Below are 24,099 nucleotides of genomic sequence, written 5' to 3' on the forward strand. Positions count from 1 at the left end.
CCTGAACCCGTCATTCTAAGCGATTCCCCGGCTGTCCACGCGGTCAGCCGGCTGCGAGGGTGCCGAGGACGTCTTCGTCGGCGACGCCCGGAACGATCTCGGCCCGGCCGACGCCACGCCACAGGATCAGGCGAAGCGTGCCGGCCGTGTTCTTCTTGTCCAGGCGCATCAGGTCGAGGATGCGGCTGGCCTCGTGGGCCCGCGACGGCTCCGTCGGCAACCCCAACCGGGTAAGCAGCGCGAGCAGGCGATCGGTGTCCGCATCGCTCGCCATGCCCAGCCGTGCCGAGAGCCTCGCCGCCAGCACCATGCCGATGGCCACGCCCTCACCGTGCAGGATCTCGCTGTAGTTCCCCGCGGTTTCCAGCGCATGGCCAAAGGTGTGCCCGAGGTTGAGCAGCGCACGCTCGCCTTGCTCGGTTTCATCGCGTGCCACCACGCCGGCCTTGTAGCGGCATTTGCGGGCGATCGCTTCGATGAGCACAGCGGGCTCGCGCGCGGCCAGCGCATCGGCGTTGGCCTCCAGCCAGGCGAAGAACGGTTCGTCGCCGATCGCTGCGCCTTTCACGATCTCCGCCACGCCCGCCAGGTATTCGCGCTGCGGCAGCGTGCGCAGTACATCGATATCCGCCACGACGGCGCGCGGCTGGTGGAACGCGCCGACGAGGTTCTTGCCCGCCGGCAGGTTCACGCCCGTCTTGCCGCCCACCGACGAATCCACCATCGAGAGCAGGGTGGTCGGCACCTGGATGAAATCGATGCCGCGCATCCAGCAGGCGGCGGCGAACCCGGCGAGGTCACCGACCACGCCACCGCCGAGCGCGATGACGCAGGCATCGCGCGTCGCGCCGAGCGCGGCAAGGGCATCGAGCACCTTCCCCACGTTGGCGAAGGTCTTGTGGGTCTCGCCGTCGTCGAGCAGCCAGGTGGCGTGCTTCAGCCCTTCGAGGCCTTTCTCCAGTGCCTTGAGGTAGAGCGGTGCGACGGTCGTGTTGCTCACCACGAGGACATGCCGGCCACGGATACGTGCGCGCCAGCGCGCGCTATCGCTTAACAGCCCGGGGCCAATCCATACCGGGTATTCGCGGCCGGCCAGTTCGACATCCACGGTTTGCATCAGGCACGCCTCCAGTGGCGATCGAGCAGGGTCAGCGCGCGGGGCACCGCATCGTCCACGCTTTCGTGGCGGCCGCGGAAGATGAGATCGGCCACTTCCTCGTACACGTGGTTGCGCGTATCGGCGAGGGTTTCGAGGCGGCCGCGGCGATCGCCACCGGCGATCATGGGCCGCGCCGTATCGTGCTGAAGGCGGTCGAGCTGTTCGTCCACTTCCACCGAGAGCATCAGCACGGTGCCGCGCGTCATCAGGGTTTCGCGGTTCACCCCGGCCATCACCGCACCGGCACCGGTGGCGAGCACGATGCCCTGGCGGAGGCTAAACTCATCGAGGTGCGCGGTCTCCCGCGCGCGAAAGGTAGCCTCGCCCTGCGTTTCGAACATGTGCGCGATCGTGACGCCGTAGCGTTTTTCGATCTCGACATCCAGGTCGACGAAGGGCAGGCCGTAATGCGCCGCAAGGCGCTGGCCGATCGTGGTCTTGCCGGCACCCGTGGGGCCGACCAGGAACAGGTTGGGCGAAGGATTCATCGCTCCCATGCTAGCAACAAGCCACACACCCATGCATGCCACGGTGCTCATTGCCGGCGCCGGCGATGTCGGCATGCGCGCCGCGCGGCGTTTCGCCGCGCTCGGCCATCCCGTGCTGGCCCTGCGCCGGCGGCCGCCGGGCGAGGCTCCCGAGGGCGTCGCGTGGCGGCAGGGCGACCTGACCGACCCGGCCAGCCTGCGCGGGTTACCTCGGGTGGATACAGTCATTTACGCGCCGACGCCGGGTGCGCGCGATGAAGATGCCTATCGTGCGGTCTTCGTCGATGGGCTACGGCACCTGCTCGACGCGCTGCCCGCCGCGCCCCGCCGTACCGTGTTCGCGTCATCCTCGGCCGTGCATGGCGAACACGGCGGTGCCTGGGTGGATGAAGAGACGCCGCCCGATCCTCCGGGATTCAACGGGCGGATCCTGCTGGAGGCCGAGCGATGGCTGGCCGGTGCGGTTGAGGGCGGGGTGGCCGTGCGGCTCGCCGGTCTCTACGGGCCCGGCCGCACGCAGTTGCTTGAGCGCCTGCGCGAGGGCAAGGCGGTCGCGCCGCGGGGCAAGGGCGTGTTCGCCAACCGTATCCATGTGGACGACGCTGCTGCGGTGTTGGTTCACGTCGCGCGGCTCGACGACCCCGCCGCGGTGTACCTCGGCGTCGACGACACGCCGCTGGAAATCGACGTGCTCTACGACCATCTGGCGGCGCTCGTCGGCGGCCCGCGGCCCGCGGATGGCCCGGCCCCCGCAGGCGTCGGCAACAAGCGCCTCAGCAACGCCCGGCTACGCGCCAGCGGCTTCCGCTGCGCGTGGCCCGATGCACGCGACGGCTACGCCGCCCTGATCACCTGACGCCACCGGGCGGCTACGCCGCCCTGATCGCCTGGCGCCACGGGGCGGCTACGCCGCCCGGGTCGTCTGGCGCTGTTGTAGGAGCCCACCCTGTGGGCGACATCTTTCGCGAAAACGCCACAGGTCCTGTTGCTCATTCGCGAACGGCGTCGCCCACAGGGTGGGCTCCTACAGCGGCCGGGTGGGGGTGCGGTGGGGGTCCAGGCGGATGCGCAGGTCGGCGCGGGCGGGGAGGGTGACCAGGGCGTGGCGGCTCAGGCGCTCGTAGTGCTGGAGGAAACGCGTGAGCGTCGCGGGATCCATGGCGCGTGGTTCGCCGCGCGCACGTAGCGGCTGTTCGGCTTCATCGCGCCAACGTGCCACGACGTCCCAGGAGGGCGCTTCGAGCACCACCAGGGCATCGAGCGTCCGCCACAGTGGCAGGTAAGCCTGTAGCTGCGTGTTCACCCAGCGTCGCCACGTGCCATCCGCATCCTCGTTGCGTTCGAGCGCATTGACCGGGGCTTCCAGTGCCGCGTCGTCCTGCGGCTCCAGGCCCAGGCACCATCCCTCCAGGATCACGAGCCGCGGCACCTCGGCCTCGGTGGGCCAGAGGGCCTCGGGGTAACGGTCATCGTTGCCCTTGTCGAAACGCGGCACGGGCACGGGGCGCTCGGGCGACGCCTTCGCCAGCGCGTCGAGCGTCGAAACCAGCAGGGCGAGGTCGTGCGTGCCCGGCACACCGCGCGTCGCCAGGAGGGGATGAATCTTGCGCGCAAGGGCCTGGCGCTCGTCATGCGACAGGTAGGCATCATCGAGCGAGAGCGTGACAGCCCCCCAGCCGCGTGCGCGGGCCGCCTGGATCAGCCCCGCGCCCAGCGTGCTCTTACCGCTGCCCTGGAGGGCGGAAATGCCCAGGATAAACGGCCCCGTGGCACGCTCGATCGCTGCGGCGAAACGCCCGAGGACCGCCCCGGCCAGCGTGCTAGCATCGTTGGATTCCATGGTGCACGAGCATACCCCACCCTCATGCTTACCCAAGACATCCTCGCTACCTTCCGCGGCCTGCTCGATGAGGCGAAAGCCAGCGGCGACCGTGAGCCCACGGCCATGAACCTCGCCACGGCGGACGGCACCGGACGCGTGCATTCGCGCATCGTCCTGCTGAAGGCCATCGACGAACATGGCCTGCAGTTTTTCACGAACTACGAAAGCGATAAGGCCACGCAGATCGCCGCGCACGACCAGGTGGCGTTGTGTTTCCACTGGAAGGGTATCCGCGACGGTATCCAGGTGCGCTTCGAAGGCCGTGCCACGAAGACCTCGGCGGAAATCTCGGACGCGTATTTCGCAAGCCGTCCCCGTGGCAGCCAGATCGGCGCATGGGCCTCGAAGCAGAGCCAGGAACTGCCCAATCGGCAGACCTTCGAAGATCGCGTCGCCCATTTCGAAAAGGAGTTCGAGGGCCGTGACGTACCGCGTCCGGCGCACTGGGGTGGTTACGTCGTCTCGCCCGATCGCATCGAATTCTGGTACGGCGCCACGTTCCGCCTGCACGAACGCATCGTGCACAGCGACCACGGTACAAGCTGGACCACCCGCCTGCTTTATCCCTGAGGTCGCCATGAGCCGTGCCCAGCCCGTGCAGCACATCGCGCAGTCCACCTTCACCGTGCACACGCGCGGACGTTCGCTGAGCGAGGTGACGTCGCGCATCGCCGACGCGGTGGCGGTGAGTGGTGTGGAAACCGGGCTGGTTAACGTGTTCGTGCAGCACACCAGTGCATCGTTGCTGATCGGCGAGAACGCCGACCCCACCGTGGTGGCTGACCTGGAACGCTTTTTCGCGCGCCTGGTCCCTGATGGCGACCCGCTGTTCCGGCATCAGGATGAAGGCCCGGACGACATGCCGGCGCATGTGCGCTCCGTGCTGACTGGGGTGTCGCTTTCGATTCCCGTGCACGGCGGCAAGCCGTTGCTCGGTACGTGGCAGGGCGTGTTTCTCTACGAACACCGGCACGAAGCGCACCAGCGCAAGATCACCGTGACGGTGACGGGCCACTAAGCAAAAGAAGCCCGCCCGCCGTGGAGGCCACCGGGGGTGGTGGTGGGCCATTCATGTCCGTAGCGCGGCGGGCGGGGTAAACGCTCGCAAACATCATGGCGCGCCGCCAGGGCCGCCGCATCAGTACATCTACGGGATTAAAACAACAAACCCAGGTCTTCCGCGCGGCGCACGAGTTCAAGCGTGCTGTGCACGTCCAGGATTTGCATGATCGTGTATTTGTGCGCCTCTACCGTGCGTACGGAAAGGCCCAGCCGTTCGGCGATCTGCCGCGAGCGCAGGCCGGCGCCAACCAGGCGCAGCACTTCCAGCTGCTTCGGCGTGAGTTCCTGCATGCCCAGCGTATCCGCGTACAGGTAGCGCGTACCGAGCGAGGGCGTCACGTATGTGGATCCGGCAAACACGTGGCGTAGTGCCGTCAGCAACTCCTCGCCCGCCGACTCTTTCAGGACGTAGCCGTTCGCGCCCGCGCGCATCGCCGTTGCTGCCAGAGCCGGTTCGGCATGCATGGTGAGGAAGACGAACGGCGTGCGGTTGCCTTCGCCGCGCAGCGTCTTAAGCACATCGAGACCGCTCCCTCCCGGCATGTTCACGTCGGACAGGATCAGGTCGGGGCGTTCGTTGTGCACCAGGTCGAGCAACCCCGGGCCGTCCTGCGATATGCCGATCAGTTCGCAGGTGCCGGCGAGCAGGCGCTCGATGCCTTCGGCGACCATGCGGTGGTCGTCGGCATATACGACACGGGGCAGCGGTTCGGTCGTCATGGCGGATCCAGCGGTATATGCATCCAGAGGTCCACGCCCTTGCCGGGTGCGCTTCTCAGCTCAAACCGGCCGCCCAGCAGCTTGGCGCGTTCGTTCATGCTGATCAAGCCGAGCCCCGGCCGTGCGTGTTCGTCTTCGGCCGGATCGAAGCCGCGTCCGTTGTCGAAGATCCACAACGATGCGCCCTCCACATCGATCGATGCCTTGATGGTGAGGCGGGTCGCGGCGGCGTGGCGGAGCGCGTTGGCGATCGCTTCCTGGGTGACGCGGTAGAAGCAAAGGGCGATGTCGTGGGAAAGGCGATCCAGGCCGCGATCGGCGATGAGGACGATCTCCGGCCCGTTGACGCGATGGGGAATGTGGCAGAGCGCCTCCAGCGCATCGCGCAGGCCAGCATGCTCCAGCACGCTGGGGTGCAACTGCCGGGAGAGCTGGCGCACGTCTTCGGAAATGGAGACCAGCAGCTCGCGCAGGTGATTTACCTCGCCATGCAGTGCGGGCACGACCTGACGGCGCAATGCGGAAAGCCCGATCGACGAGGCAGCCAGGCGCTGGTTGATGTCGTCGTGCAGGTCGCGCGCCAGCCGTGCGCGTTCCTGTTCCTGTGTCGCGATGAGCCGGCCCGCCAACTCACGCAGGTCTTCATGCGCGCGGCCAAGCGCACGCCGGCTCGAGTAACGCTGCTCTACCACCACCGACAGGATCAGCGCGCAGAGCGCAGCCAAGAGGCTCCACAACTGCACGGCAAGCGTGCTGTTGGGCGGTGTGTCGGCGATATAGGGGCCGTAGCCATGCACGCTCATGTGCGCGGCCAGCAGGGCGATCAGGAAGATGGTGACCGAGCTACCCGACATCTGCGTGCGCACGATGGCGAAGATGACGACCGGCGCAGGCGCAAGGCACATCACCGGGACCAGGCCCGGCCGGTCGCCCAGCGTGTACCAGAGCACGCCGAGAGCGCAGAGGCCCAGAATCATAAGGACGACGAACAGCACGGTGAGCGTGCCCGGCTGGCGCACGGCGGCGTCGGGATTGCGCAAGCTGAACCAGACCGGGAGATACAGCACGTAACCAAGCGAGTGGGCCATCGCGATGTTCGGCCAGTCGCTGAGGATGCTGCCGCGAAAGGTCGTGAAACGCGCGGCGTACTCCACCAGCATCGCGGAAAGCGCGGGCAGTGCAGCCACGGCGACGATCACCAGCGCGGCCAGGCGGGTGAAATCATCGAGTTTGAGCAGCGCGTAGGGCATCTGCCGAAGGAGCCAGGCGGCCAGCGGTACGAGTAGCAGGGCGGCGGCCAGGACCAGCGCGGTATCGCCGGCGGGCAGTCCGAACGCCATGCCGGTCGCAAACAGGCCCAGGTACGCCGCGCCGGAAAGGGCTGCCCAGCGGTCCAGGTCGTTCGTGAGCAGGGCGCCCAGCAGGACGGCACCGGGGAACCAGAAGATATGTGTGCCGTATTGGTGGTTCCACACGGCGGCCGAGAGTATCTGGGCCATGCTGACGCCCGCGAAGACGCCACCGCACCACACGGTAAGGCTCCGTGACGAGAACGCCGGGTTGTCCGCCACGGTTCCTCCCGCGTCGCCATGCATGCCTCTGGGGCGGCCTGCGGTGAAGCCGGGGAAGTCCCCTCGACGTCCCGCGACGACTATACGGTGCGGCGCCCATGCAAAATGGCCGATAAGCGTGACGCATATCACATTTTCACAAATGTGAAGGTCTTAATTGCCGTTTATGCGTCGCGTTGGCGCGATCCTTGGATGATTCTGGTGAGTTAACCGCCCGACCGTGGCGCACGGCCGGGCGGCATGAAAACGTTTACCACTGATTGTCGTCGAACGAGCCGCCATCGTCCGAGGATGAGCCGTTATCCCACGAAGTGTCATCGTTGCCCATGTCGATGGGGTCGCTGCGCAGGTCGTTGTAGGCGTCCGCCGAGGGATCGTTCTGCACCGTACCGCCGTTTCCGCCAAACAGGCCGCTCTCGCGGTTGCTGTCGTTCCCGCCATGCGAGCGCAGGGCTTCGTCGAGCAGCATGCCAGCCGCAAGGCCGCCCACGCCTGCGGCGATCGTGGAGCCCACGCCCGAGGACGGCGGAGGCGCATAGCCGGGGTAGCCACCCGGGGCACCACCGTAAGGACCGCCCGGGGCCGGCGGCGGGACCGGGCCGTAGCCCGGGAACGAGGCGTCCGGTGCACGGCGGCGGCGCGACCACAGGAAGGCGATCACCGCGATGACGAGGCCGACCACGACCAGGCTACCGAAGCCAAAGCCACCGCCTTCACGCCCGCCGGCGGGGCGGGTATCGGCGTAGCGCACCGGGCTCGCGGCCGGGCTGCGGTTGGCCGACACGGGCGCGAGTGCTTCGTTGAGCTTCTGCTGGAATGCCTGGAATTTTGCCGGGTCGGTGAAGTGCGTGGCTGGATCGAGCGATGCGGCCTTGTTTGCTTCGGTCTTTGCCTCACCGATGTTGCCTTCGTGCGCAAGCACTTCCGCGAGCACGTAGTGGGCCTTGGCGCTCTGCGGATGGTCCGTGATGGCCTCGCGGAGCGCGGCCTCAGCGCCCGGGTAATCGCCGCGCGCGATCAGCGCCTGCACATCCTTCGGCGAATCGGCGGCGCTGGCGGCCGCGGTGGCGACCAGCAGGATCAGGGAAAGCAGCAGCTTCTGCATGGGTGTTCAGGCTCCAGGTTCATGGGCGGGCAGCATCAACTGCCGTCGCTGCAAACTCTGGGGCGCGCGCGCTGGCGCTTCAAGGGACATCTGTCACCTCAGCGCAGCAGGAACTTGCGAGTTAACCTGCGATTTAGGCGTGGCGCGCAGCCCAACCGTGGATGATGCGGGTGAGTTCTCCGAGACCATCGGTGAGCGCCGCCGGGCCGGGTTGCAGGATGAGCGGTGATTTCACTTCGTGCAGCTCGCCATCACGCACCGCGGGTACGTTCTCCCAGCCCGCGCGTGCGGCGACGAGTTCGGGGCGGAAGCGCTTACCGCACCACGATCCGATGATGATGTCCGGCGCCGTGGCGATCACCTCGGCGGCATCCGCGATGATGCGGTTCTTCGCCAGCGATTCACCGGCACGATGCGGCAGCGCTTCGTTGCCGCCCGCGATGCCGATCAGTTCGGATACCCAGCGGATCCCGGAGATCAGCGGTTCATCCCATTCTTCGAAATAGACAGTCGGTCGGCGGGTGAGCTTTGCCGATGCGTCGCGCACCTCGTCGAGACCTCGCGCCAGCTCGTCGGCCAACGCGTTCGCTTTCGCAGGCACGCCCACCAGCGCGCCGAGACGGCGGATGTAATCGAGGATCTGCTCCACGCTGCGGTGGTTCGAAATCCACACTTCCACACCAGCCTTGATGAGCGCCTGCGCGATATCGGCCTGGATATCCGAGAAGCCAATGGCGATGTCGGGTTTCAACGCAAGGATGCGGTCGACCTTGGCGCTGGTGAACGCGCTGACCTTCGGTTTCTCCTTGCGCGCCGCAGGCGGGCGCACGGTGAAGCCGCTGATGCCGACGATGCGATCCTGCTCGCCCAGCAGGTACAGGGTTTCCGTGGGCTCTTCGGTAAGGCAGACGATGCGTTGCGGACCCATGGATATCCAGGCGGGCGGGGGGAGCCCCCGATTGTCGCCGCTCAGGGCATTTCGATCCAACGCCCATGCCGGCGTACTTCCAGCGGATGGAAACGGCGCTTGTAATCCATCTTGGGGTGCCCGGCGATCCAGAAACCCAGGTACACGTAGGGAATGCCGCGGCGGCGGGCAAGCTCTACCTGCTGCAGGATGCCCCAGGTGCCCAGTCCGCGGGCCATCTCATCCGGGTCGTAGAACGTGTACACAGCGGAGGCGCCCGCAAGCGCCATATCGGTGACGGCGACGCCTAGCAGGCGTTCGCCCTGGCGGAACTCCAGGAACAGCGTGGGGCTCCACGGGGCGGCGAGAAAACGCTGGAAATCGTCGGCGTCCGCGGCATCCATGCCACCACCGCTGTGCCGCGCGCGCAGGTAGCGCTCGTACAGGGCGTGGCGCTCGTGGGTGAAGCCTGGTGTGGCTTCGACCACGTGGAGGTCGGCGTTGCGGGCCAGGCAGCGGCGCTGGCTGCGATCCGGTACGAAGCGCTCAGCATCGATCCGGCAGGGCACGCAAGCCTGGCAGGCGGCGCACTGGGGCAGGTAGAGATGGCCACCCGCGCGGCGGAAACCCTTGGCCAGCGCGGGGCCGTAAAGCTTGTCGAGGTTGGGCGCGCCCGGATCGACCACGAGGTTCTGCGCCGTCCGCTCGGCGAAGTAGCCGCAGGTATGCGGCAGGGTCTGGAAGAGGCGGACGCGGTCGGTCATGGCCCCATGTTATAGCTCGACCTGTGTTCCCGCGCCGCCTGTCATGCGCCGCGCGGGGTATCCAGCCTGGCGCGCAGCAGTTCGAGCTGCTGCTGGTAATGCTTGCGCTCCATCATCTCGATGAGCACGCGCAGGCCACGGGCGGAATCCAGGTGCTGGCGCGACCAGGGCCGCGACCGGCCACGCACGGTCTCCTGCCAGGCGGCGAAGCTCTGCCGGGGCGAAAGACGGGCGCCGGGGATGTTCTCGAGTTTGGCGAGGGCGGGGTTGCCGGCCCAGCGTACGTTGCGCACCTGTTCGGCGCGCGTCCACACCACGGCATTATGGGCATCCGCCTGCAGCGGCATGAAGATGACCCCCGCGGCGAGCGCGGTGGCGTCCGGCTCATCCAGCGCGGGGAAGGTCGTGCCCAGTTCATCGGTATGCACCACGCCGGCAATGCCGTCCGGCCCTATGCTCGCATCGTGCGCACCGACAACATCGCGGATGCGCAGCAACGCCTGCGCATCGGGCAGGTTGCCGTGGCGTATGACGCGGTCGCCGGCGAACACCGCCACGCCGTCGGCATCGACTACTTCCAGCAGCTCGGGCGCAAGCGAAGCGAGCAGTTCCGCATCGATGTGCTCGCTCTCGTTGAACGCGGTGATCAGCTTCTCACGCACCGTGAGCAGCGTGCTCTCCACCTCGATCTTGGCAAGCTCTTCGATGGCCGAGACGCGCGAGGCAAAGGCCCGCGCGATCGCGTCGGCCACTTCGCGCATCTGGTGGTCGGCGAAGAACGGGCTGTAGTGGTGGCACGAGATCAGGCCCCACAGGCGGCCATTCGTGACGATGGATGCCACGAGCGTGCCCGTGACGCCCATGTAGCCGAGGTATTCGAGATGCACGGGTGACACGCTGCGCAGCGAGACGTCGGAGAGATCGGTCGCCGCCTGGGTCTGTGGATCAAGCGCGGGCACGATCCGTGCGGGCACGTACTTGCAATCGCTGATCTGTCGAACGCGGTTGCGCAGGTACAGCGCGCGCGCCTGCACGGGGATATCGGTCGCCGGGTAATGCAGGCCGAGGTAAGCCTCGAGCTCTTCCACGCGTGCCTCGGCCACCACCTCGCCGTGCCAGTCCCGGTCGAAGCGGTACACCATGACCCGGTCGTAGCCGAGCAGGTTGCGCACGGCGCGCGCCACGCGCTGCGCGGCGCGTTCCACCGACACGTCGTTCTCGAGCTTGTGCGTGAGGTCGTAGGCCACGCGGATCGGATCGTCTTCGAAGTAGGCTTCGCGCGGCTCGATCTCGATCATCCAGCGGGTGCCGTAGGCGTGCACGGACGCGTGCCACGTGCCTCCGCGCTGGCCAAGCGGAAACGTTACCGGAGTCCAGGCGCTATGCGCCGGCCGTTCGTCGTCATCGAAGAGGTGGGCGGGCAAGGTCACCACATGCTGGAGCGGCGCGCCGAGCAATTCATCGAGCGGGACGCCGAGCAGGTCGACCGCGTTCTCACTGACCTGCAGCACGCGTTCGTTCATGGCATCCACGACGATCAACACGCCGTGGGGCTGCACAGAGCCGGGAATATGGATGGGTTCGCGGTCGCAGGCGGTAAGGTCGGGCAGGTCAGACATGGTGGCCAGGATCCTGGAGCGTCCGTTGGAAGCGCGCGAACATCCGCTGCGCGCCGGCGATGGCTAGCTGCTGGTGGGCATCCGTCGCGAGTGCTTCATCGAGCACCTGCTGGAAGCGCCGCCAGCGACCCGGGGCGTGTTCGCCAAGGGCGTAGAAAGCGTGGGGAAGATGGGGGAAGCGCTCGCGCAGGTGGCGCACGATCACCTGGCCGCCAAGCGTCGAACCCTCGATAACGTAAAGCTCGCCCCAGAAGGCAGCGTCGACGGCCGTAGGAGCCCACCCTGTGGGCGACATCTTTCGCGGAGACATCACAGGCCCTGCGGCGTTATCGCGAAAGATGTCGCCCACAGGGTGGGCTCCTACGATATCGGCCGCTAGGGGAGGGATGCGCGAGGCGTAGGGCCACACCGCGGCTACGGCTTCGATATCGGCCGCGCGTTCGGCTTCCCAGGCGTGGAACAGACGGAGCTGGGCCGCCAGCAACTCGACGTAACCTGCTTCATCCATCGCGCCGGACATCAGCGCGCGCATGCCTGCCGTCGCTTCGGCGGCATCGTGCGCGGCGCGGGTGCGCTCGCGGAGAAGGGAGTGGGCGAGGGGCTGGGCGGCGGTGCCGTCCATTCAGAGGACCTGGGTCGCCTTCAGCACCACCATGAGCATGACGCCGGCGACGATGGCCAGCGCCATCAGCCGGTAGCGCGCCGCCGTGCGCTGTTGGGGTGGCCGGCGGTCTGGCGTGCGGTGCACGCGCAGTTCTTCCTGGAAGCGCACGACCGGGTCGATGCCGATGTCCTTCAGCAGGCCACGGGCCTTGGTGAAATCATCCGCATGCTTGACCCATACCTGCGGCCAGGCGGAGCGGTCGGTATTCCGCTCCGAATAGCTGAAACGCTGGTACGTGGGGCGGTTGAACGACGACCGGTTCGTCACCGTGGTTTCGATCGCATGCTCGGTGAGCAGGGCGACGACCCGGTCGACATTGTCCTGGCGGGGGGAGGTATAGATCTGGCGCATGGCCCGATTCTACGTCATCCCCCCACCGGCTTGCCGCTAGGGGTGGGCCAGGGCCGCCTTCACATCTTGCAGACGCCCATCGTTCGGCAGCGGCTGCAGGCCGAGCAGGTGGGCCAGCAGCGGGTACACGTCGATGTTCTGGAACGGTGCGACGGTGACCCCGCGGGCGATATCCGGGCCGTGGGCGACGAACAGGGCACGCATGGCGGGGTCGAGGTTGTCGTAACCGTGCTCGCCGCGCGACATCGGGTCCTTTCGCTTCGCCAGGTCGGCGTGGCTGATGATCGACCAGCCGGTATCAGCCAGGCACAGGTACGGCGGGACGCGGGGATTCTTGCCGTAATCGAGGCGGGCCGGCAGGTCTTCCTTGCGGTAGCAATGCATGTGCGCGTGCGGGCCAAGCAGGCGGGCCACGGCCTGGGTGGCGTCGTGGCCGTCGCGCGGCGCGAAGGTGGCCATCACGCCATACGAGACGGTGTCGAGGTCGTCGAGCTTCGTTTCCTCGTCCGAGAAAATGATATTGCCCTTCGGTACGTCGGCCATGCCGTGGTCGGAGACGATCACGATGTTCATGCCGTCATACAAGCCGCGCTGGCGCAGTTGCGCCACGAGGTATCCAAGCGCGTCGTCGACTTCGCGCAGGGACGCGTTGACCTCCGGCGAATCCGGGCCGAACTCATGGCCGGCATGGTCCACCGCATCGAAGTACAGCGTCTCGAACGACGGCTTCGGGCCCGGCTCGTCGATCCAGGAAAGCAGCTTGTCGACGCGGGCCCTGGAGCTGAGCGAATCGTCGAAGGGGATCCAGTGATCCGGGCGGACGCCGTGGATTTCAGCCTCGGTACCGGGCCAGAACATGGTGGCAGTGCGCAGGCCGCGCTTCTGTGCGGTGACCCAGATGGGCTCGGCTTCGGCCCACCAGCGGCCGTCGCTGGTGGCTGCCCGGTTGCCCAGGCTGAACTTGCCGAGCGCCGGATCGCGCATGGTGTTGTTCACGATGCCGTTGCGGTCCGGCACGCGGCCGGTCACCAGGGTGTAGTGGTTGGGAAAGGTCAGCGACGGAAACGAGGGCCACATGTACTGGGCACGGGCGCCGTCGTCGGCCAGCGATTGCAGGGTCGGGGTCAGGTGGCGGTCGAGGTAATCGGCGCGGAACGCATCGATCGAGACCAGCAGGACAGGGTGCGCAGGAGGTGTGGCGAGCGTGGCCGGGCGGGTCGCGCAGCCGGCCAGGGCCACCAGCATCAACGCCGTGAAGAGGCGTGGCAAGCGGGAAAACGTGGCATTCATGGGGAGGGGAATAGGCTCGGTTCTAAAGACAATCTTTCCATGATGGACGAGTCAGATGACCAACGCATCACGCAAGTTCATGCTGGCCGTGCTCGCGGCGCTGCCGCTCGCTGCCTTCGCGCAAGCCACGACCAAGCCCGCCCCCGCCCCCAAGCCGGCGCCGCGGCCACATGTTTACACGCCCGTCGCCAGCCCGGCCCAGCAGTGGCAGCGCCAGGCCGATCAGCAGCAACTCATCAACCGGCAGAACCAGCATGCCGTGCAGGAGCAGCTGCGCCAGAACAACCTGAACCAGCAGCGCAACGCGGCCACCGACCCCAACCTGCGCAACCAGCTGGATAACGCCGACCAGCAGCAACAGCAGCAGTACTGTGCGCGCCAGGACAACGCTGTCCGCCAGTATCAGGACAAGCAGGCCACCCAGCCCGCCAACGCCGCCAGCCGCCCCTTGTAGGAGCGCGCTTGCAAGCGATTGCGGTGCCGCAAGCCCCCATTGCGCGCAAGCACGCTCCTACAGGCACTTCATGCTGCGTCGCACATGGCTCGCGTCGGGGCGCGGGCCCATAATCGGGGATTCGTTTCCACACCCCTACGGAGCCCCCGATGACCGCCGCCACGCGCATCGACACCACCCGCACCGTCCGCGCGCCGCGCGGTACCGAACTCTCCTGCAAGAGCTGGCTGACGGAAGCGCCGTTCCGCATGCTGCAGAACAACCTCGATCCCGAAGTGGCCGAGAACCCGGCCGAGCTGGTGGTGTATGGCGGCATTGGCCGCGCTGCCCGCAACTGGGAGTGCTTCGACGCGATCCTGCGTAGCCTGCGTGAATTGCGCGATGACCAGACCTTGCTCGTGCAGTCCGGCAAGCCCGTCGGCATCTTTCCCTCGCACCCGGACGCACCGCGCGTGCTCATCGCTAACTCGAACCTGGTACCGGCGTGGGCGAACTGGGAGCACTTCAACGAGCTCGATCGCAAGGGCCTGATGATGTACGGCCAGATGACGGCCGGCTCCTGGATCTATATCGGCTCGCAGGGCATCGTGCAGGGCACCTACGAAACCTTCGTCGAGATGGGCCGCCAGCATTACGGTGGCTCGCTGGCGGGCCGCTGGATCCTCACCGCAGGCCTTGGCGGCATGGGCGGCGCGCAGCCGCTGGCAGCGAGCCTGGCAGGCGCCAGTTCGCTCACCATCGAATGCCAGCAGAGCCGCATCGATTTCCGCCTGAAGACCCGCTACGTCGACGAACAGGCGGCCGACCTCGACGACGCGCTGGCGCGCATCGCCCGTTACACGAAGGAAGGCCGTGCGGTCTCCGTCGCCCTGCTAGGCAACGCCGCCGACGTGCTGCCGGAACTGGTCCGCCGTGGTGTCCGCCCGGATGCCGTCACCGACCAGACCAGCGCCCACGATCCGGTGAACGGCTACCTGCCGGCGGGCTGGACGGTGGATGAGTGGTTCGAGTGCCGCAAGAGCGACCCCGCTGGCACGGCGAGGGCCGCCAAGGCCTCCATGCGCGAGCACGTCGCGGCCATGCTTGCCTTCCACGAACAGGGCGTGCCCACGTTCGACTACGGCAACAACATTCGCCAGATGGCCAAGGACGAGGGCCTGGCCAACGCCTTCGCGTTCCCCGGTTTCGTCCCCGCGTTCGTCCGCCCGCTGTTCTGTCGTGGCGTGGGCCCGTTCCGCTGGGTGGCGCTCTCGGGCGACCCCGAGGACATCTACAAGACCGACGCGAAGGTGAAGGAAATCATCGCCGATGATCCGCACCTGCATCGCTGGCTCGACATGGCTCGCGAGCGCATCAGCTTCCAGGGCCTGCCGGCGCGTATCTGCTGGGTGGGCCTTGGCCTGCGCCACAAGCTGGGCCTGGCGTTCAACGAGATGGTCCGCAACGGCGAGCTGAAAGCGCCGGTGGTGATTGGCCGCGACCACCTGGATTCCGGTTCGGTGGCCAGCCCCAACCGCGAAACCGAGGCCATGCGTGATGGCAGCGATGCCGTCAGCGATTGGCCGCTGCTCAACGCCATGCTCAACGTGGCAGGCGGCGCCACCTGGGTCAGCCTGCACCACGGCGGTGGCGTGGGCATGGGTTACAGCCAGCACAGTGGTGTCGTCATCGTGTGCGACGGTAGCGAAGAAGCCGACAAGCGCATCGCCCGCGTGCTGTGGAACGACCCTGGTACCGGCGTGATGCGCCATGCCGACGCCGGATACGAAGACGCCATTGCCTGCGCGAAAGAGCAAGGTCTCGACCTGCCGATGATCGGCTGACCACCCACCGCGCAACCGCTCCCCGTAGGAGCCCACCCTGTGGGCGACATCTTTCGCCATGTCGCCACAGGGTCCCGGGCTCTTCCGCGAACGGCGTCGCCCACAGGGTGGGCTCCTACGGGTTTTAGCGGCCGTTGGCCCAGCCTGCGGTGTACATCTCCGGGTAGATGCGTTGCAGCGCCAGTACCTTCGGCCGGTCGTTGATGGCGATGTACATGGTGTCCGGGTTCAGACGCATGTAGTCCTGGTGCTCATCCTCGGCGAGCCAGAAACCCTTCAGCGGCACCACCTGGGTCACGATCGGGCTGGTGAACGCGTGCGCTGCGCTCAACTGGGCCACGTAAGCTTTTGCGAGCTTCTCCTGCTCGGGCGTGGCGTAAAACACCGCAGACCGATACTGCGTCCCCATGTCGGGTCCCTGGCGGTTCAGCGTCGTCGGATCCATCGCGACCGAGAAAAACACCTGTAGCAGCTGGCCGTAACTCACCTGGGCGGGGTCGTAGACCACGCGCACGGATTCCGCATGGCCGGTATCGCCATCGCTCACGTCGTCATAGTTGGCATGGGCCGCATCGCCGCCCGTGTACCCGGTGCGCACGGCCTTCACGCCCTTGACGTGCTGGAACACGCCTTCGACACCCCAGAAGCAGCCCCCGGCGAACACGGCGGTGGCCTCGCCCGGCGCGCGGGCTGCATCCATGGCGGGCGCAGGGAGCTTGAGGCCCTCGTCACGGGCGGCGGCCGCAGAACAGGCGGTCAGGGCGGCGAGCATAAGCGGGAGCAGGAGCGGGCGGCGCATGGCGGTTCTCCGTCAGGGGACAAGCCAATAGACCGGGGGCGGCGTGGTTTTATTACGCCACAGCCCCTACAGTACGACGCCCCCTGGCCGATACATACCGAACGGCGTGGGGATTCCCAGCGAGAAGGAGGCACGGGAAGGTGGCGTACGACCTGGTGGAGCGGCGAGTGTTCGTGTCCGATCTTGAGATCGGCATGTTCGTCAGTCGTCTGGATTGTGAGTGGTCGGATACCCCGTTCCCGTTGCAGGGCGTTCCGATTACCTGCCGTGAGGATATCGAGACCCTCGCGAAGTTCTGCAAGTATGTCTTCGTGGATACGCAGCGCCAGGTAGCGGTTTCACGGCTCGCCCCGGCCTCGGTCGCCCGGCCCGCCGCGGTCAAACCGCAGCCCGTCCGCGCTGCCCTGAATACGCGCCTCGTCACGCAACACGCCTATACCGATACCGCCTCGTTCGACGACGAGATGCCGCGGGCTCGTGAAGCTTTCGACACCGTCTCCGCATTCGCTGAGCAGCTGGTCGCCGATATCCACGCCGGCAAGGCCATCGATCCGCAATCGCTCGACGCCGCCGTGCGGCCCATGGTGGCCAGCGTGCTTCGCAGCGGCGATGCCTTTTTCTGGGTGGAGAGCCTGCGCCGCCACGATAGCTATACCTTCCGCCACGCCGTGGGTTGCAGCACCCTCGCCGCGACCTTCGGCAGGCACATGGGCTTCAACGGCGACGCGATCGTCAGCCTGGCCGCCGGTGGCCTGTTGATGGACGTGGGCAAGGCCCAGTTGCCGAAGGAGCTCCTGGAGCGCCAGGGGCCGCTTAACGACATGGAATGGGACATCGCCCGTCACCACGTGGAAGAGGGCGGCGCGATCCTCGATGCTGCCGGGGTGAACGACCAGGAAGTGCGCGACATGGTGCTGACCCACCACGAGCGCTTCGATGGCACGGGTTACCCAGGAGGCCTGGCAGGTACCGAGATTCCGCTGGCGGGCCGCATGGCCGCCATCATCGATACGTACCACGCCATGTGCACCCCACGTCCCTACCGGCCCGCGGTGTCCCAGCACCTCGCGCTGCGCCAGCTCTATCAGGGTAGAGATCGTGAGTACCAGGGTGAGCTGGTCGAACAGTTCCAGGCCTGCATGGGGGTGTATCCCACCGGGTCGCTGGTGGAGCTGAACACCGGCGAGGTCGCCGTCGTGATGGTCCAGAACCAGTCGCGGCGCCTGCAACCACGTGTGGCCATCCTGGCCGGCGCGGATAAAGCCCAGCTCGATGACTTCCGCATCGTCGACCTGATGCGCCAGGCTGAGGGTGTCCACCGCGAAATCCAGCGCACGCTCCCGGCCGGTTCGTACGGTATCGATCCCGCGGAGTTCTTCCTCGCATGAGCGAACGCGCCCACCTGCTGCCGGCCCTCCAGGGCCGCCTCGACCGGGCCCGGCAGGAGCCGGGTTTGTGTGCATTGCTGGTGGTCCGCCTGCGTGGCATGCGCGAGTCGCAATTGCGCCACGGTTATGAATTCGGTGACGCGATCATGCTTGCCGCGCGCGAGCGGATCGTGGCGGTGCTGCGCCATGTCGATACCGTCTACCTCGCGGGTGACGATAGCTTCGTCGTGGTGTTGCCCACCATCCGCAACCACACCCACGCGCTGCTTGCCGCGACACGCCTCGTAGGCGCGTTCGACGATACGCCGTTGATGCATGGCGATCGCAACTGGCACGGCCGCGTGGTCGTTGGCGTGGCGCTGTGTCCTGACCATGGCACCGACGCGGAATTGCTCTTCCGCCGTGCGGAGCTGGCCCACGATGAAGCCTTGCGCATTGGTGAGCCGTTCTCGATCTACCAGCCGGATTCGACGCCGGTGGAAATCCTTTACGGGGAACTGCGCGACGACATCGCGGCCAATAAGCTCGATGTGATGTTCCAGCCGCTCTTCGACCTGCGCAGCGGCAAGATCGTCAGCGTGGAATCGCTGGCGCGCTGGACCACGGCGGCCTACGGCGTCGTGCCACCCTCGGATTTCGTCCCGTTCGCCGAGCGCAGCGACCTCATCGTTCCGCTCACGCGCTGGAGCCTCAACGCCTCGCTACGCCACGCCGCTGCCTTGCATCGGGGCGGCGCGCCGCTGGACGTGGCGATCAATCTTTCACCGCGTGTGTTTGCGGAACAGGGCTTTGCCGAACAGCTGCTTGGCGCTCTGGATATATGGGCCGTGCCGGCGGATTCGGTGATCGTCGAGATCACCGAGACGGCGTTGCTCACCGACCTGGACATGAGCGTGCGCGTCCTGCGCCGCCTGCGCGACTGTGGCGTGCGCGTGGCCATCGATGATTTCGGCACGGGCTACGCGTCGTTTGCCTACCTGCGGCACTTCCCTGCGACCGAGCTGAAGATCGACCGGAGCTTTGTCGATGCCATGCTCACCGATGCCCGCACGGAGCAGGTGGTGCGCGCCATGATCGAGGTGGCCCACCGCCTGGGCCTCGACGCCGTGGCCGAGGGCGTGGAAAACGCGGAAACCATGCGCCTGCTCGACAACATGAACTGCGACATGGTCCAGGGCTACCACATCGGCCACCCGACGCTGGCCGAGACCTTCGTGGCCGAGCGGCTGGCCGCCCAGCCTTGAGGTTGCCCGGAGCGCGCTTGCGCGCGGTCCGGCCTAGCGGCTGAGTTCGAGGTACCGCGCGTGCAGCAGATCGACCGCGGCCGCCAGTTCGGCCTGGTCCCCATGGTTCTCGATGACATCATTCGCGATGGCCAGCCGCGCCTCGCGCGTGGCCTGCACGGCGATCATCTTCCGCGCGAGTGCTTCGTCGATACGGTCGCGCTGGATCAGCCGCGCGATGCGCACGTCTTCCGGCGCATCCACCACCAGGATCCGGTTTACCCACGCATAGTGCGCCTGGTTCTCGACCAGCAGCGGAATGGAAAGGATGCAATAGGGCCCGGTATCCGCGGCGGCGGCATCGCGCAGCCAGCTACGAATGCGCGGGTGCAGGATGCCTTCCAGCGTCGTGCGCGCCGACGGATCCGCGAACACCCGCTGGCGCATCGTCGCGCGATCGAGCCGGCCTTCTGCATCCAGCGCATCGGCACCGAACACACGGGCGACCTCAACCAGCGCTTCGGAACCGGGCTCGACCACGGCGCGTGCCGCCACATCGGCGTCATACGCGTGCACGCCCAGCGCCTCGAAACAGCGCTCCACCGCGCTCTTGCCCGCGGCGACGCCTCCGGTCAGCGCGACGACGAAGCGGCTCATCGCAGCCCGGTCAGGTGCAGGTAGGCGCCGAGGATGCCGTCGCCCCACAGGAACCACACCCAGCCCGCCGCGGCGATGTAGGGACCGAACGGGATGGGCACGTCACGTTGGTGCTTGAAGAACAGCATCAGCGAACCGCCCACGAGCGCACCGATCAGCGAGGAAAGCATGATGATCGGGAGCAGTGCGATCGGGCCCATCCAGGCACCCAGCGCGGCCAGCAGTTTGAAATCGCCATGGCCCATGCCTTCCTTGCCGGTGAGCAGGCGGAACGCCTGGTAGACACTCCACAGGCTCAGGTAGCCGATCAGCGCAGCCAGGATGGCGGAGGAGGGTGTGACAGGCAGCGGCTGCCAGCCCGGGATCAGGGTGAGGCCCAGGCCGATCCACAGCAGCGGATAGTTCAGTTCATCGGGCAGCAGTTGCGTGCGCGCGTCGATGCCGGAGAGTGCGATGAGGAACCAGGTGAACACCAGCCCTGCAAGCGCGCCGGGCGTGGGGCCGAAGTGCCAGACCACCGCCGCGCTGGCCACACCGGAGAGGAACTCCACCAGCGGGTACTGCTTCGAAATCGGTTCCCGACAGTAACGGCAGCGCCCCTTGAGGAGCAGCCAGCCGATGACCGGGATGTTGTCGTGGGCCGCGAGCGGATGCTTGCACTTAGGGCAATGCGAACCTTCCACGACCACGCCCGGCGGACGCGGCTCATCCACCTCGGGCAGTTCGAGCACTTCGCGCGCCTGGCGGCGCCAGTCGGCCTGCATGCGTGCCGGTACGCGCAGGATCACGACGTTGAGGAAGCTGCCGACGAGGAGGCCGAGGGCGGCCGCAAAGGCGACCCAGAGGGCGAGGGGCAAATCAGGCATGGAGAGTCCGTGGTCCCAAGAAAAAACCCTTCGCCAGGGGCGAAGGGTTCTTATTGTGCCTTGCGGGGCGGCAGGGTGCTTAGACCGTGCCGGCCAGCTTGAAGATCGGCAGGTACAGCGAGATGACCATGCCGCCGACGAGGACGCCAAGGATCACCATGATGAACGGCTCGAGCAGGCTGCTCAGCGTGTCCACGGCGGTGTTCACCTCTTCCTCGTAGAACTCAGCGACCTTGAACAGCATGTGGTCGAGCGAGCCGGATTCTTCGCCGATGGCGGTCATCTGCACCACCATGTTCGGGAACAGGTTCACCTGGCGCATGGACAGCTGGAGCTGGTGACCGACGGAGATATCGTCGCGCATCTGCTTCACCGCCTCGCCGTACACTACGCTACCAGTGGCACCCGACACGGCATCCAGTGCTTCCACCAGCGGCACACCGGCGTGGAACGTAACGCCGAGGGTACGCGCGAAGCGGGCGATGGCCGACTTGTGCAGCAGGTCGCCGATGACCGGGATTTTCAGCGAGAAGCGATCGAGGAAGTGGGCGAACTTTTGCGAGCGTTTCTTGAAGTAGATCAGCGCGACCACCGAGCCGACGATGGAGCCGACGACCACCCACCAGTACGACTGCATGAACTTCGATGCCGCCACGACGAACTGCGTGGGCGCCGGGAGCTCGGCCTTGGCTTCCGCGAAGGTCTGCTGGAACACCGGGACCACGAAGAGCAGCAAGATCATTGAGACAAGCAGGGCGACCACGAGAACCATGATCGGATAGAACAAGGCCTTCTTGATCTTGGCCTTGATGCTCTCCATGCGCTCCTTATAGGTCGCGACGGTATCGAGCACGGTATCGAGCACACCGGCCGATTCGCCCGCATGGACCAGGTTGCGGTACAGCTCATCGAACTCCACGGGGTACTGGCCCAGAGCTTCGTGGAGCGCGGCGCCGCCTTCGATGCTGGTCTTCACATTGACCAGCATGTCCTTGAATTTGGGGTTCTTCTGGCCGTTCGCGATGATGTCGAAGGCCTGCACCATCGGTACGCCCGAGGCCATCATGGTGGCGATCTGGCGGCTGAAGATGGCGACATCGCGAGGCTTGACGGACTTGCCGCTCGAGCCAAACAGCGGCTTGGCGCGCTCACGCACCTGCTGCGGGTTCATGCCCTGACGGCGCAGTTCTGCCTTTACGAGCGAGGCGTTCTTCGCCTGCATCTCGCCCTTCATGCGCTTGCCGCGCTTGTCGAGAGCGGTCCAGTCGTACGTCGTCAGCTGATTGACTGCGGCACGCGCAGCACCAGCGGCGCGCGCGTTTTTCGTAGCGGTGGCGATAGCCATGACGCGGTGTTCCCCCCGGGTAATTTTCTAAGGGACCAGCCTCGGCTGGCTCCCCCTGTCTCTTATTCTAGTGTGAAGCTTTGGTTTACGCCTTTCTGCCGTCTGGCGCACAAGATCGCTGCGCCGAAGGCCGACAGGAGGCGTCAGTCCTTGGTGACGCGGTTGATTTCGGCCAGGCTGGTCACGCCGTTCCTGACCTTCAGCAGGGCCGAGGCTCGCAGGTCGTTGATACCGGCTTTCCGTGACACCTCGGCGATCTGCATGGCGTTGCCACCCTCCAGGACGATCTTCTGGATCGGCTCCAGCATGGGCATGACCTGGTAGAGGCCGACGCGCCCCTTGTAGCCCTCGTTGCAGCCATCGCAACCTACCGCCTCGTAAATCGTGATACCGGCGTCGATCTCCTCCTGGGTGTACCCCTCGGCCAGCAGGGCCGCGGGGGGCAGGTGGATCTCGCGCTTGCAGTCGTGCAGGCGGCGGGCCAGGCGCTGGGCGATGATCAGGGTGACCGACGAAATGATGTTGTAGGGCGCGATGCCCATATTCATCAGGCGCGCAATGGTTTGCGGCGCATCGTTGGTATGCAGGGTGGAGAGCACCATGTGGCCGGTCTGGGCGGCCTTCACGGCGATTTCGGCGGTCTCGAGGTCGCGGATTTCGCCGACCATGATCACGTCCGGATCCTGGCGCAGGAAGGAGCGCAGGGCGGCGGCGAAGGTCATGCCGCGCTTCACGTTCTGCTGGACCTGGTTGATGCCTTCGACGCGGATTTCGACCGGGTCTTCCACCGTGGAGATGTTTCTGCCCTCGGTGTTGAGGATGTTCAGCGCCGTGTACAACGACACCGTCTTACCCGAACCGGTGGGACCGGTGACCAGCACCATGCCGTACGGCTTCTCGATGGCGTCGAGGTAGAGGTTCTTCTGGACCTCCTCGTAGCCGAGCTTGTCGATGCCCAGCTTGGCCGAGGAGCCATCGAGCACGCGGAGCACGATCTTTTCACCGAACAGGGTGGGCAGGGTGCTGACGCGGAAGTCGATGGCGCGGGTCTTGGTGAGGTTGAGCTTGATACGGCCGTCCTGCGGGACACGGCGTTCGGCGATGTCCAGGCCGCTCATGACCTTCAGGCGCGAGGCGATACGGGTGCCCAGTTTGATCGGGGCCGAGGCCACGATTCGCAGGATGCCGTCCATGCGCAGGCGGACCCGGTAAACCGTTTCAAACGGCTCGAAGTGGATATCCGAGGCGCCGCGCTTGATGGCATCCACCAGGATCTTGTTCACGAACTTGACGATCGGAGCGTCATCGTTCGCATTGGCGTCGATGCCGGTGGTGCCGTCGCCGTCATCCGGGCCGGCGTCGAGCGCCAGTTCGTCGAGGGCGGAGTCGTCGAAGGCCGGGACGCCGGCATTGGCGGCCGACAGGGCGCTATCGATGATCCGGCGCAACTGGCCACGTTCGACCAGCACCGGCTCCACCATGTGGTTGGAGTGGAACTTGATCTCGTCCAGCGCGTGCGACTGCATCGGGTCGGCGATGCCCACGAACAGGCGCTTGCCGCGCTTGAACAGGGGCAGGGCCTGGTGCTTCGTGATCAGGGCTTCGGTGACCAGGTCCAGCGGCATGTTGCCGGGGACCATGTTGCCGATATCCATAAGCGGCATGCCGAACTCGGCCGAGGCCACCTGGGAGAGCTTGGCGCTGTCGACCAGGTGGTGGTCCACCAGCCATGCGGACAGCGAGGTTCGCTTATCGGCGGCGTCCTGGACGGCCTTGCGGACATCGGCCTCACCAAGGACGCCTTCCGTGACGAGGCGCCTGGCCATGCCAGTCAGGCCCGCAAGCGTAGGCTGGTGCATTTGTGTCGCCATGGTCGATCCGATCCCCGAGTATGGCCCTGAATCTACTCCAGAATGTGGCCTTGGTCACGTCGGAATCGTGAAAACTGCGCATCGTGCACGT

Annotated in this window: 24 protein-coding genes; 7 read left to right on the plus strand and 17 right to left on the minus strand. The window is 66.5% G+C overall.

Going from position 1 to position 24,099, the window contains the following annotated elements:
- Positions 1-43: 43 nt before the first annotated feature.
- Both aroB and L2Y96_RS06475 read right to left on the minus strand, forming a co-directional pair.
- A complete protein-coding gene (aroB, locus tag L2Y96_RS06470; RefSeq protein WP_247334219.1) occupies positions 44-1,117 on the minus strand; it encodes a 3-dehydroquinate synthase in 1,074 nt (357 codons plus the stop codon).
- A complete protein-coding gene (locus L2Y96_RS06475; protein WP_247334221.1) occupies positions 1,117-1,647 on the minus strand; it encodes a shikimate kinase in 531 nt (176 codons plus the stop codon). The genes aroB and L2Y96_RS06475 overlap by 1 nt, the downstream gene beginning before the upstream one ends.
- A gap of 7 nt (positions 1,648-1,654) precedes the next feature.
- On the opposite strand from L2Y96_RS06475, the gene L2Y96_RS06480 reads away from it, so the two are divergent.
- Entirely contained in the window at positions 1,655-2,503 is an 849-nt protein-coding gene (locus tag L2Y96_RS06480; protein WP_343218440.1) for an NAD-dependent epimerase/dehydratase family protein, read from the plus strand.
- A gap of 168 nt (positions 2,504-2,671) precedes the next feature.
- On the opposite strand, the gene L2Y96_RS06485 is transcribed toward L2Y96_RS06480, so the two are convergent.
- Positions 2,672-3,487, minus strand: a complete 816-nt coding sequence (locus L2Y96_RS06485; RefSeq protein ID WP_247334223.1) for a kinase — start codon at positions 3,485-3,487, stop codon at positions 2,672-2,674.
- Between the two features lie 24 nt (positions 3,488-3,511).
- Here L2Y96_RS06485 and pdxH point away from each other — a divergent pair, with 24 nt between their 5' ends.
- Complete coding sequence (pdxH, locus tag L2Y96_RS06490) at positions 3,512-4,099, plus strand: pyridoxamine 5'-phosphate oxidase (RefSeq protein ID WP_247334224.1); 588 nt, start codon at positions 3,512-3,514, stop codon at positions 4,097-4,099.
- 7 nt (positions 4,100-4,106) lie between these two features.
- The gene (locus L2Y96_RS06495; protein ID WP_247334226.1) at positions 4,107-4,547 is read left to right on the plus strand and encodes a secondary thiamine-phosphate synthase enzyme YjbQ; all 441 of its coding nucleotides are present in this window, start codon (positions 4,107-4,109) and stop codon (positions 4,545-4,547) included.
- Between the two features lie 137 nt (positions 4,548-4,684).
- On the opposite strand, the gene L2Y96_RS06500 is transcribed toward L2Y96_RS06495, so the two are convergent.
- From L2Y96_RS06500 to L2Y96_RS06540, 9 genes are all read right to left on the minus strand, one after another.
- Complete coding sequence (locus tag L2Y96_RS06500; RefSeq protein WP_247334233.1) at positions 4,685-5,311, minus strand: response regulator; 627 nt, start codon at positions 5,309-5,311, stop codon at positions 4,685-4,687.
- Positions 5,308-6,882: a sensor histidine kinase gene (locus L2Y96_RS06505; RefSeq protein WP_247334235.1), complete on the minus strand. Its 1,575-nt coding sequence runs from the start codon at positions 6,880-6,882 to the stop codon at positions 5,308-5,310. The genes L2Y96_RS06500 and L2Y96_RS06505 overlap by 4 nt, the downstream gene beginning before the upstream one ends.
- Positions 6,883-7,132: 250 nt before the next feature.
- Complete coding sequence (locus tag L2Y96_RS06510) at positions 7,133-7,987, minus strand: tetratricopeptide repeat protein (RefSeq protein ID WP_247334237.1); 855 nt, start codon at positions 7,985-7,987, stop codon at positions 7,133-7,135.
- 133 nt (positions 7,988-8,120) lie between these two features.
- Positions 8,121-8,915 carry a cobalamin-binding protein gene (locus L2Y96_RS06515; RefSeq protein WP_247334239.1) on the minus strand — a complete coding sequence of 265 codons (795 nt, stop codon included), beginning with the start codon at positions 8,913-8,915 and terminating at the stop codon, positions 8,121-8,123.
- 41 nt (positions 8,916-8,956) lie between these two features.
- Positions 8,957-9,658, minus strand: coding sequence for an arginyltransferase (locus tag L2Y96_RS06520; protein WP_247334241.1), 702 nt, complete (start codon positions 9,656-9,658; stop codon positions 8,957-8,959).
- A 41-nt stretch (positions 9,659-9,699) separates the two neighbouring features.
- The gene (locus L2Y96_RS06525) at positions 9,700-11,277 is read right to left on the minus strand and encodes a GAF domain-containing protein (protein WP_247334265.1); all 1,578 of its coding nucleotides are present in this window, start codon (positions 11,275-11,277) and stop codon (positions 9,700-9,702) included.
- Entirely contained in the window at positions 11,270-11,899 is a 630-nt protein-coding gene (locus tag L2Y96_RS06530; protein ID WP_247334267.1) for a biliverdin-producing heme oxygenase, read from the minus strand. Before L2Y96_RS06530 ends, L2Y96_RS06525 begins: the two co-directional genes overlap by 8 nt.
- The gene (locus L2Y96_RS06535; RefSeq protein WP_247334268.1) at positions 11,900-12,292 is read right to left on the minus strand and encodes a hypothetical protein; all 393 of its coding nucleotides are present in this window, start codon (positions 12,290-12,292) and stop codon (positions 11,900-11,902) included.
- Positions 12,293-12,328: 36 nt separating this feature from the next.
- Complete coding sequence (locus L2Y96_RS06540) at positions 12,329-13,582, minus strand: alkaline phosphatase family protein (RefSeq protein ID WP_247334269.1); 1,254 nt, start codon at positions 13,580-13,582, stop codon at positions 12,329-12,331.
- A 55-nt stretch (positions 13,583-13,637) separates the two neighbouring features.
- Here L2Y96_RS06540 and L2Y96_RS06545 point away from each other — a divergent pair, with 55 nt between their 5' ends.
- Positions 13,638-14,036: a hypothetical protein gene (locus L2Y96_RS06545; protein ID WP_247334271.1), complete on the plus strand. Its 399-nt coding sequence runs from the start codon at positions 13,638-13,640 to the stop codon at positions 14,034-14,036.
- Between the two features lie 149 nt (positions 14,037-14,185).
- Complete coding sequence (gene hutU / locus L2Y96_RS06550; protein WP_247334273.1) at positions 14,186-15,859, plus strand: urocanate hydratase; 1,674 nt, start codon at positions 14,186-14,188, stop codon at positions 15,857-15,859.
- A 124-nt stretch (positions 15,860-15,983) separates the two neighbouring features.
- Here the strand turns inward: hutU and msrA are convergent, their stop codons facing one another.
- Positions 15,984-16,658 carry a peptide-methionine (S)-S-oxide reductase MsrA gene (gene msrA, locus L2Y96_RS06555; RefSeq protein ID WP_247334283.1) on the minus strand — a complete coding sequence of 225 codons (675 nt, stop codon included), beginning with the start codon at positions 16,656-16,658 and terminating at the stop codon, positions 15,984-15,986.
- Positions 16,659-16,798: 140 nt separating this feature from the next.
- Between msrA and L2Y96_RS06560 the strand changes: the two genes are divergently transcribed.
- Entirely contained in the window at positions 16,799-18,046 is a 1,248-nt protein-coding gene (locus L2Y96_RS06560) for an HD-GYP domain-containing protein (RefSeq protein ID WP_247334285.1), read from the plus strand.
- The gene (locus L2Y96_RS06565) at positions 18,043-19,290 is read left to right on the plus strand and encodes a putative bifunctional diguanylate cyclase/phosphodiesterase (RefSeq protein WP_247334287.1); all 1,248 of its coding nucleotides are present in this window, start codon (positions 18,043-18,045) and stop codon (positions 19,288-19,290) included. Before L2Y96_RS06560 ends, L2Y96_RS06565 begins: the two co-directional genes overlap by 4 nt.
- Positions 19,291-19,323: 33 nt before the next feature.
- Here L2Y96_RS06565 and coaE read toward each other — a convergent pair whose 3' ends face one another.
- The 4 genes from coaE to pilB form a co-directional block, all read right to left on the minus strand.
- On the minus strand, positions 19,324-19,926 hold the full coding sequence (gene coaE / locus L2Y96_RS06570; protein ID WP_247334289.1) for a dephospho-CoA kinase: 603 nt from the start codon (positions 19,924-19,926) through the stop codon (positions 19,324-19,326).
- A complete protein-coding gene (locus L2Y96_RS06575) occupies positions 19,923-20,792 on the minus strand; it encodes a prepilin peptidase (RefSeq protein ID WP_247334291.1) in 870 nt (289 codons plus the stop codon). The genes coaE and L2Y96_RS06575 overlap by 4 nt, the downstream gene beginning before the upstream one ends.
- Before the next feature lie 79 nt (positions 20,793-20,871).
- Positions 20,872-22,137 (minus strand): type II secretion system F family protein, encoded by a 1,266-nt coding sequence (locus L2Y96_RS06580; RefSeq protein ID WP_247334293.1) that lies wholly within the window; start codon positions 22,135-22,137, stop codon positions 20,872-20,874.
- A gap of 143 nt (positions 22,138-22,280) precedes the next feature.
- On the minus strand, positions 22,281-24,008 hold the full coding sequence (gene pilB / locus L2Y96_RS06585; protein WP_247334303.1) for a type IV-A pilus assembly ATPase PilB: 1,728 nt from the start codon (positions 24,006-24,008) through the stop codon (positions 22,281-22,283).
- Between the last annotated feature and the right edge of the window lie 91 nt (positions 24,009-24,099).

Source organism: Luteibacter aegosomaticola, from assembly GCF_023078475.1.
Lineage (GTDB): Bacteria > Pseudomonadota > Gammaproteobacteria > Xanthomonadales > Rhodanobacteraceae > Luteibacter > Luteibacter aegosomaticola.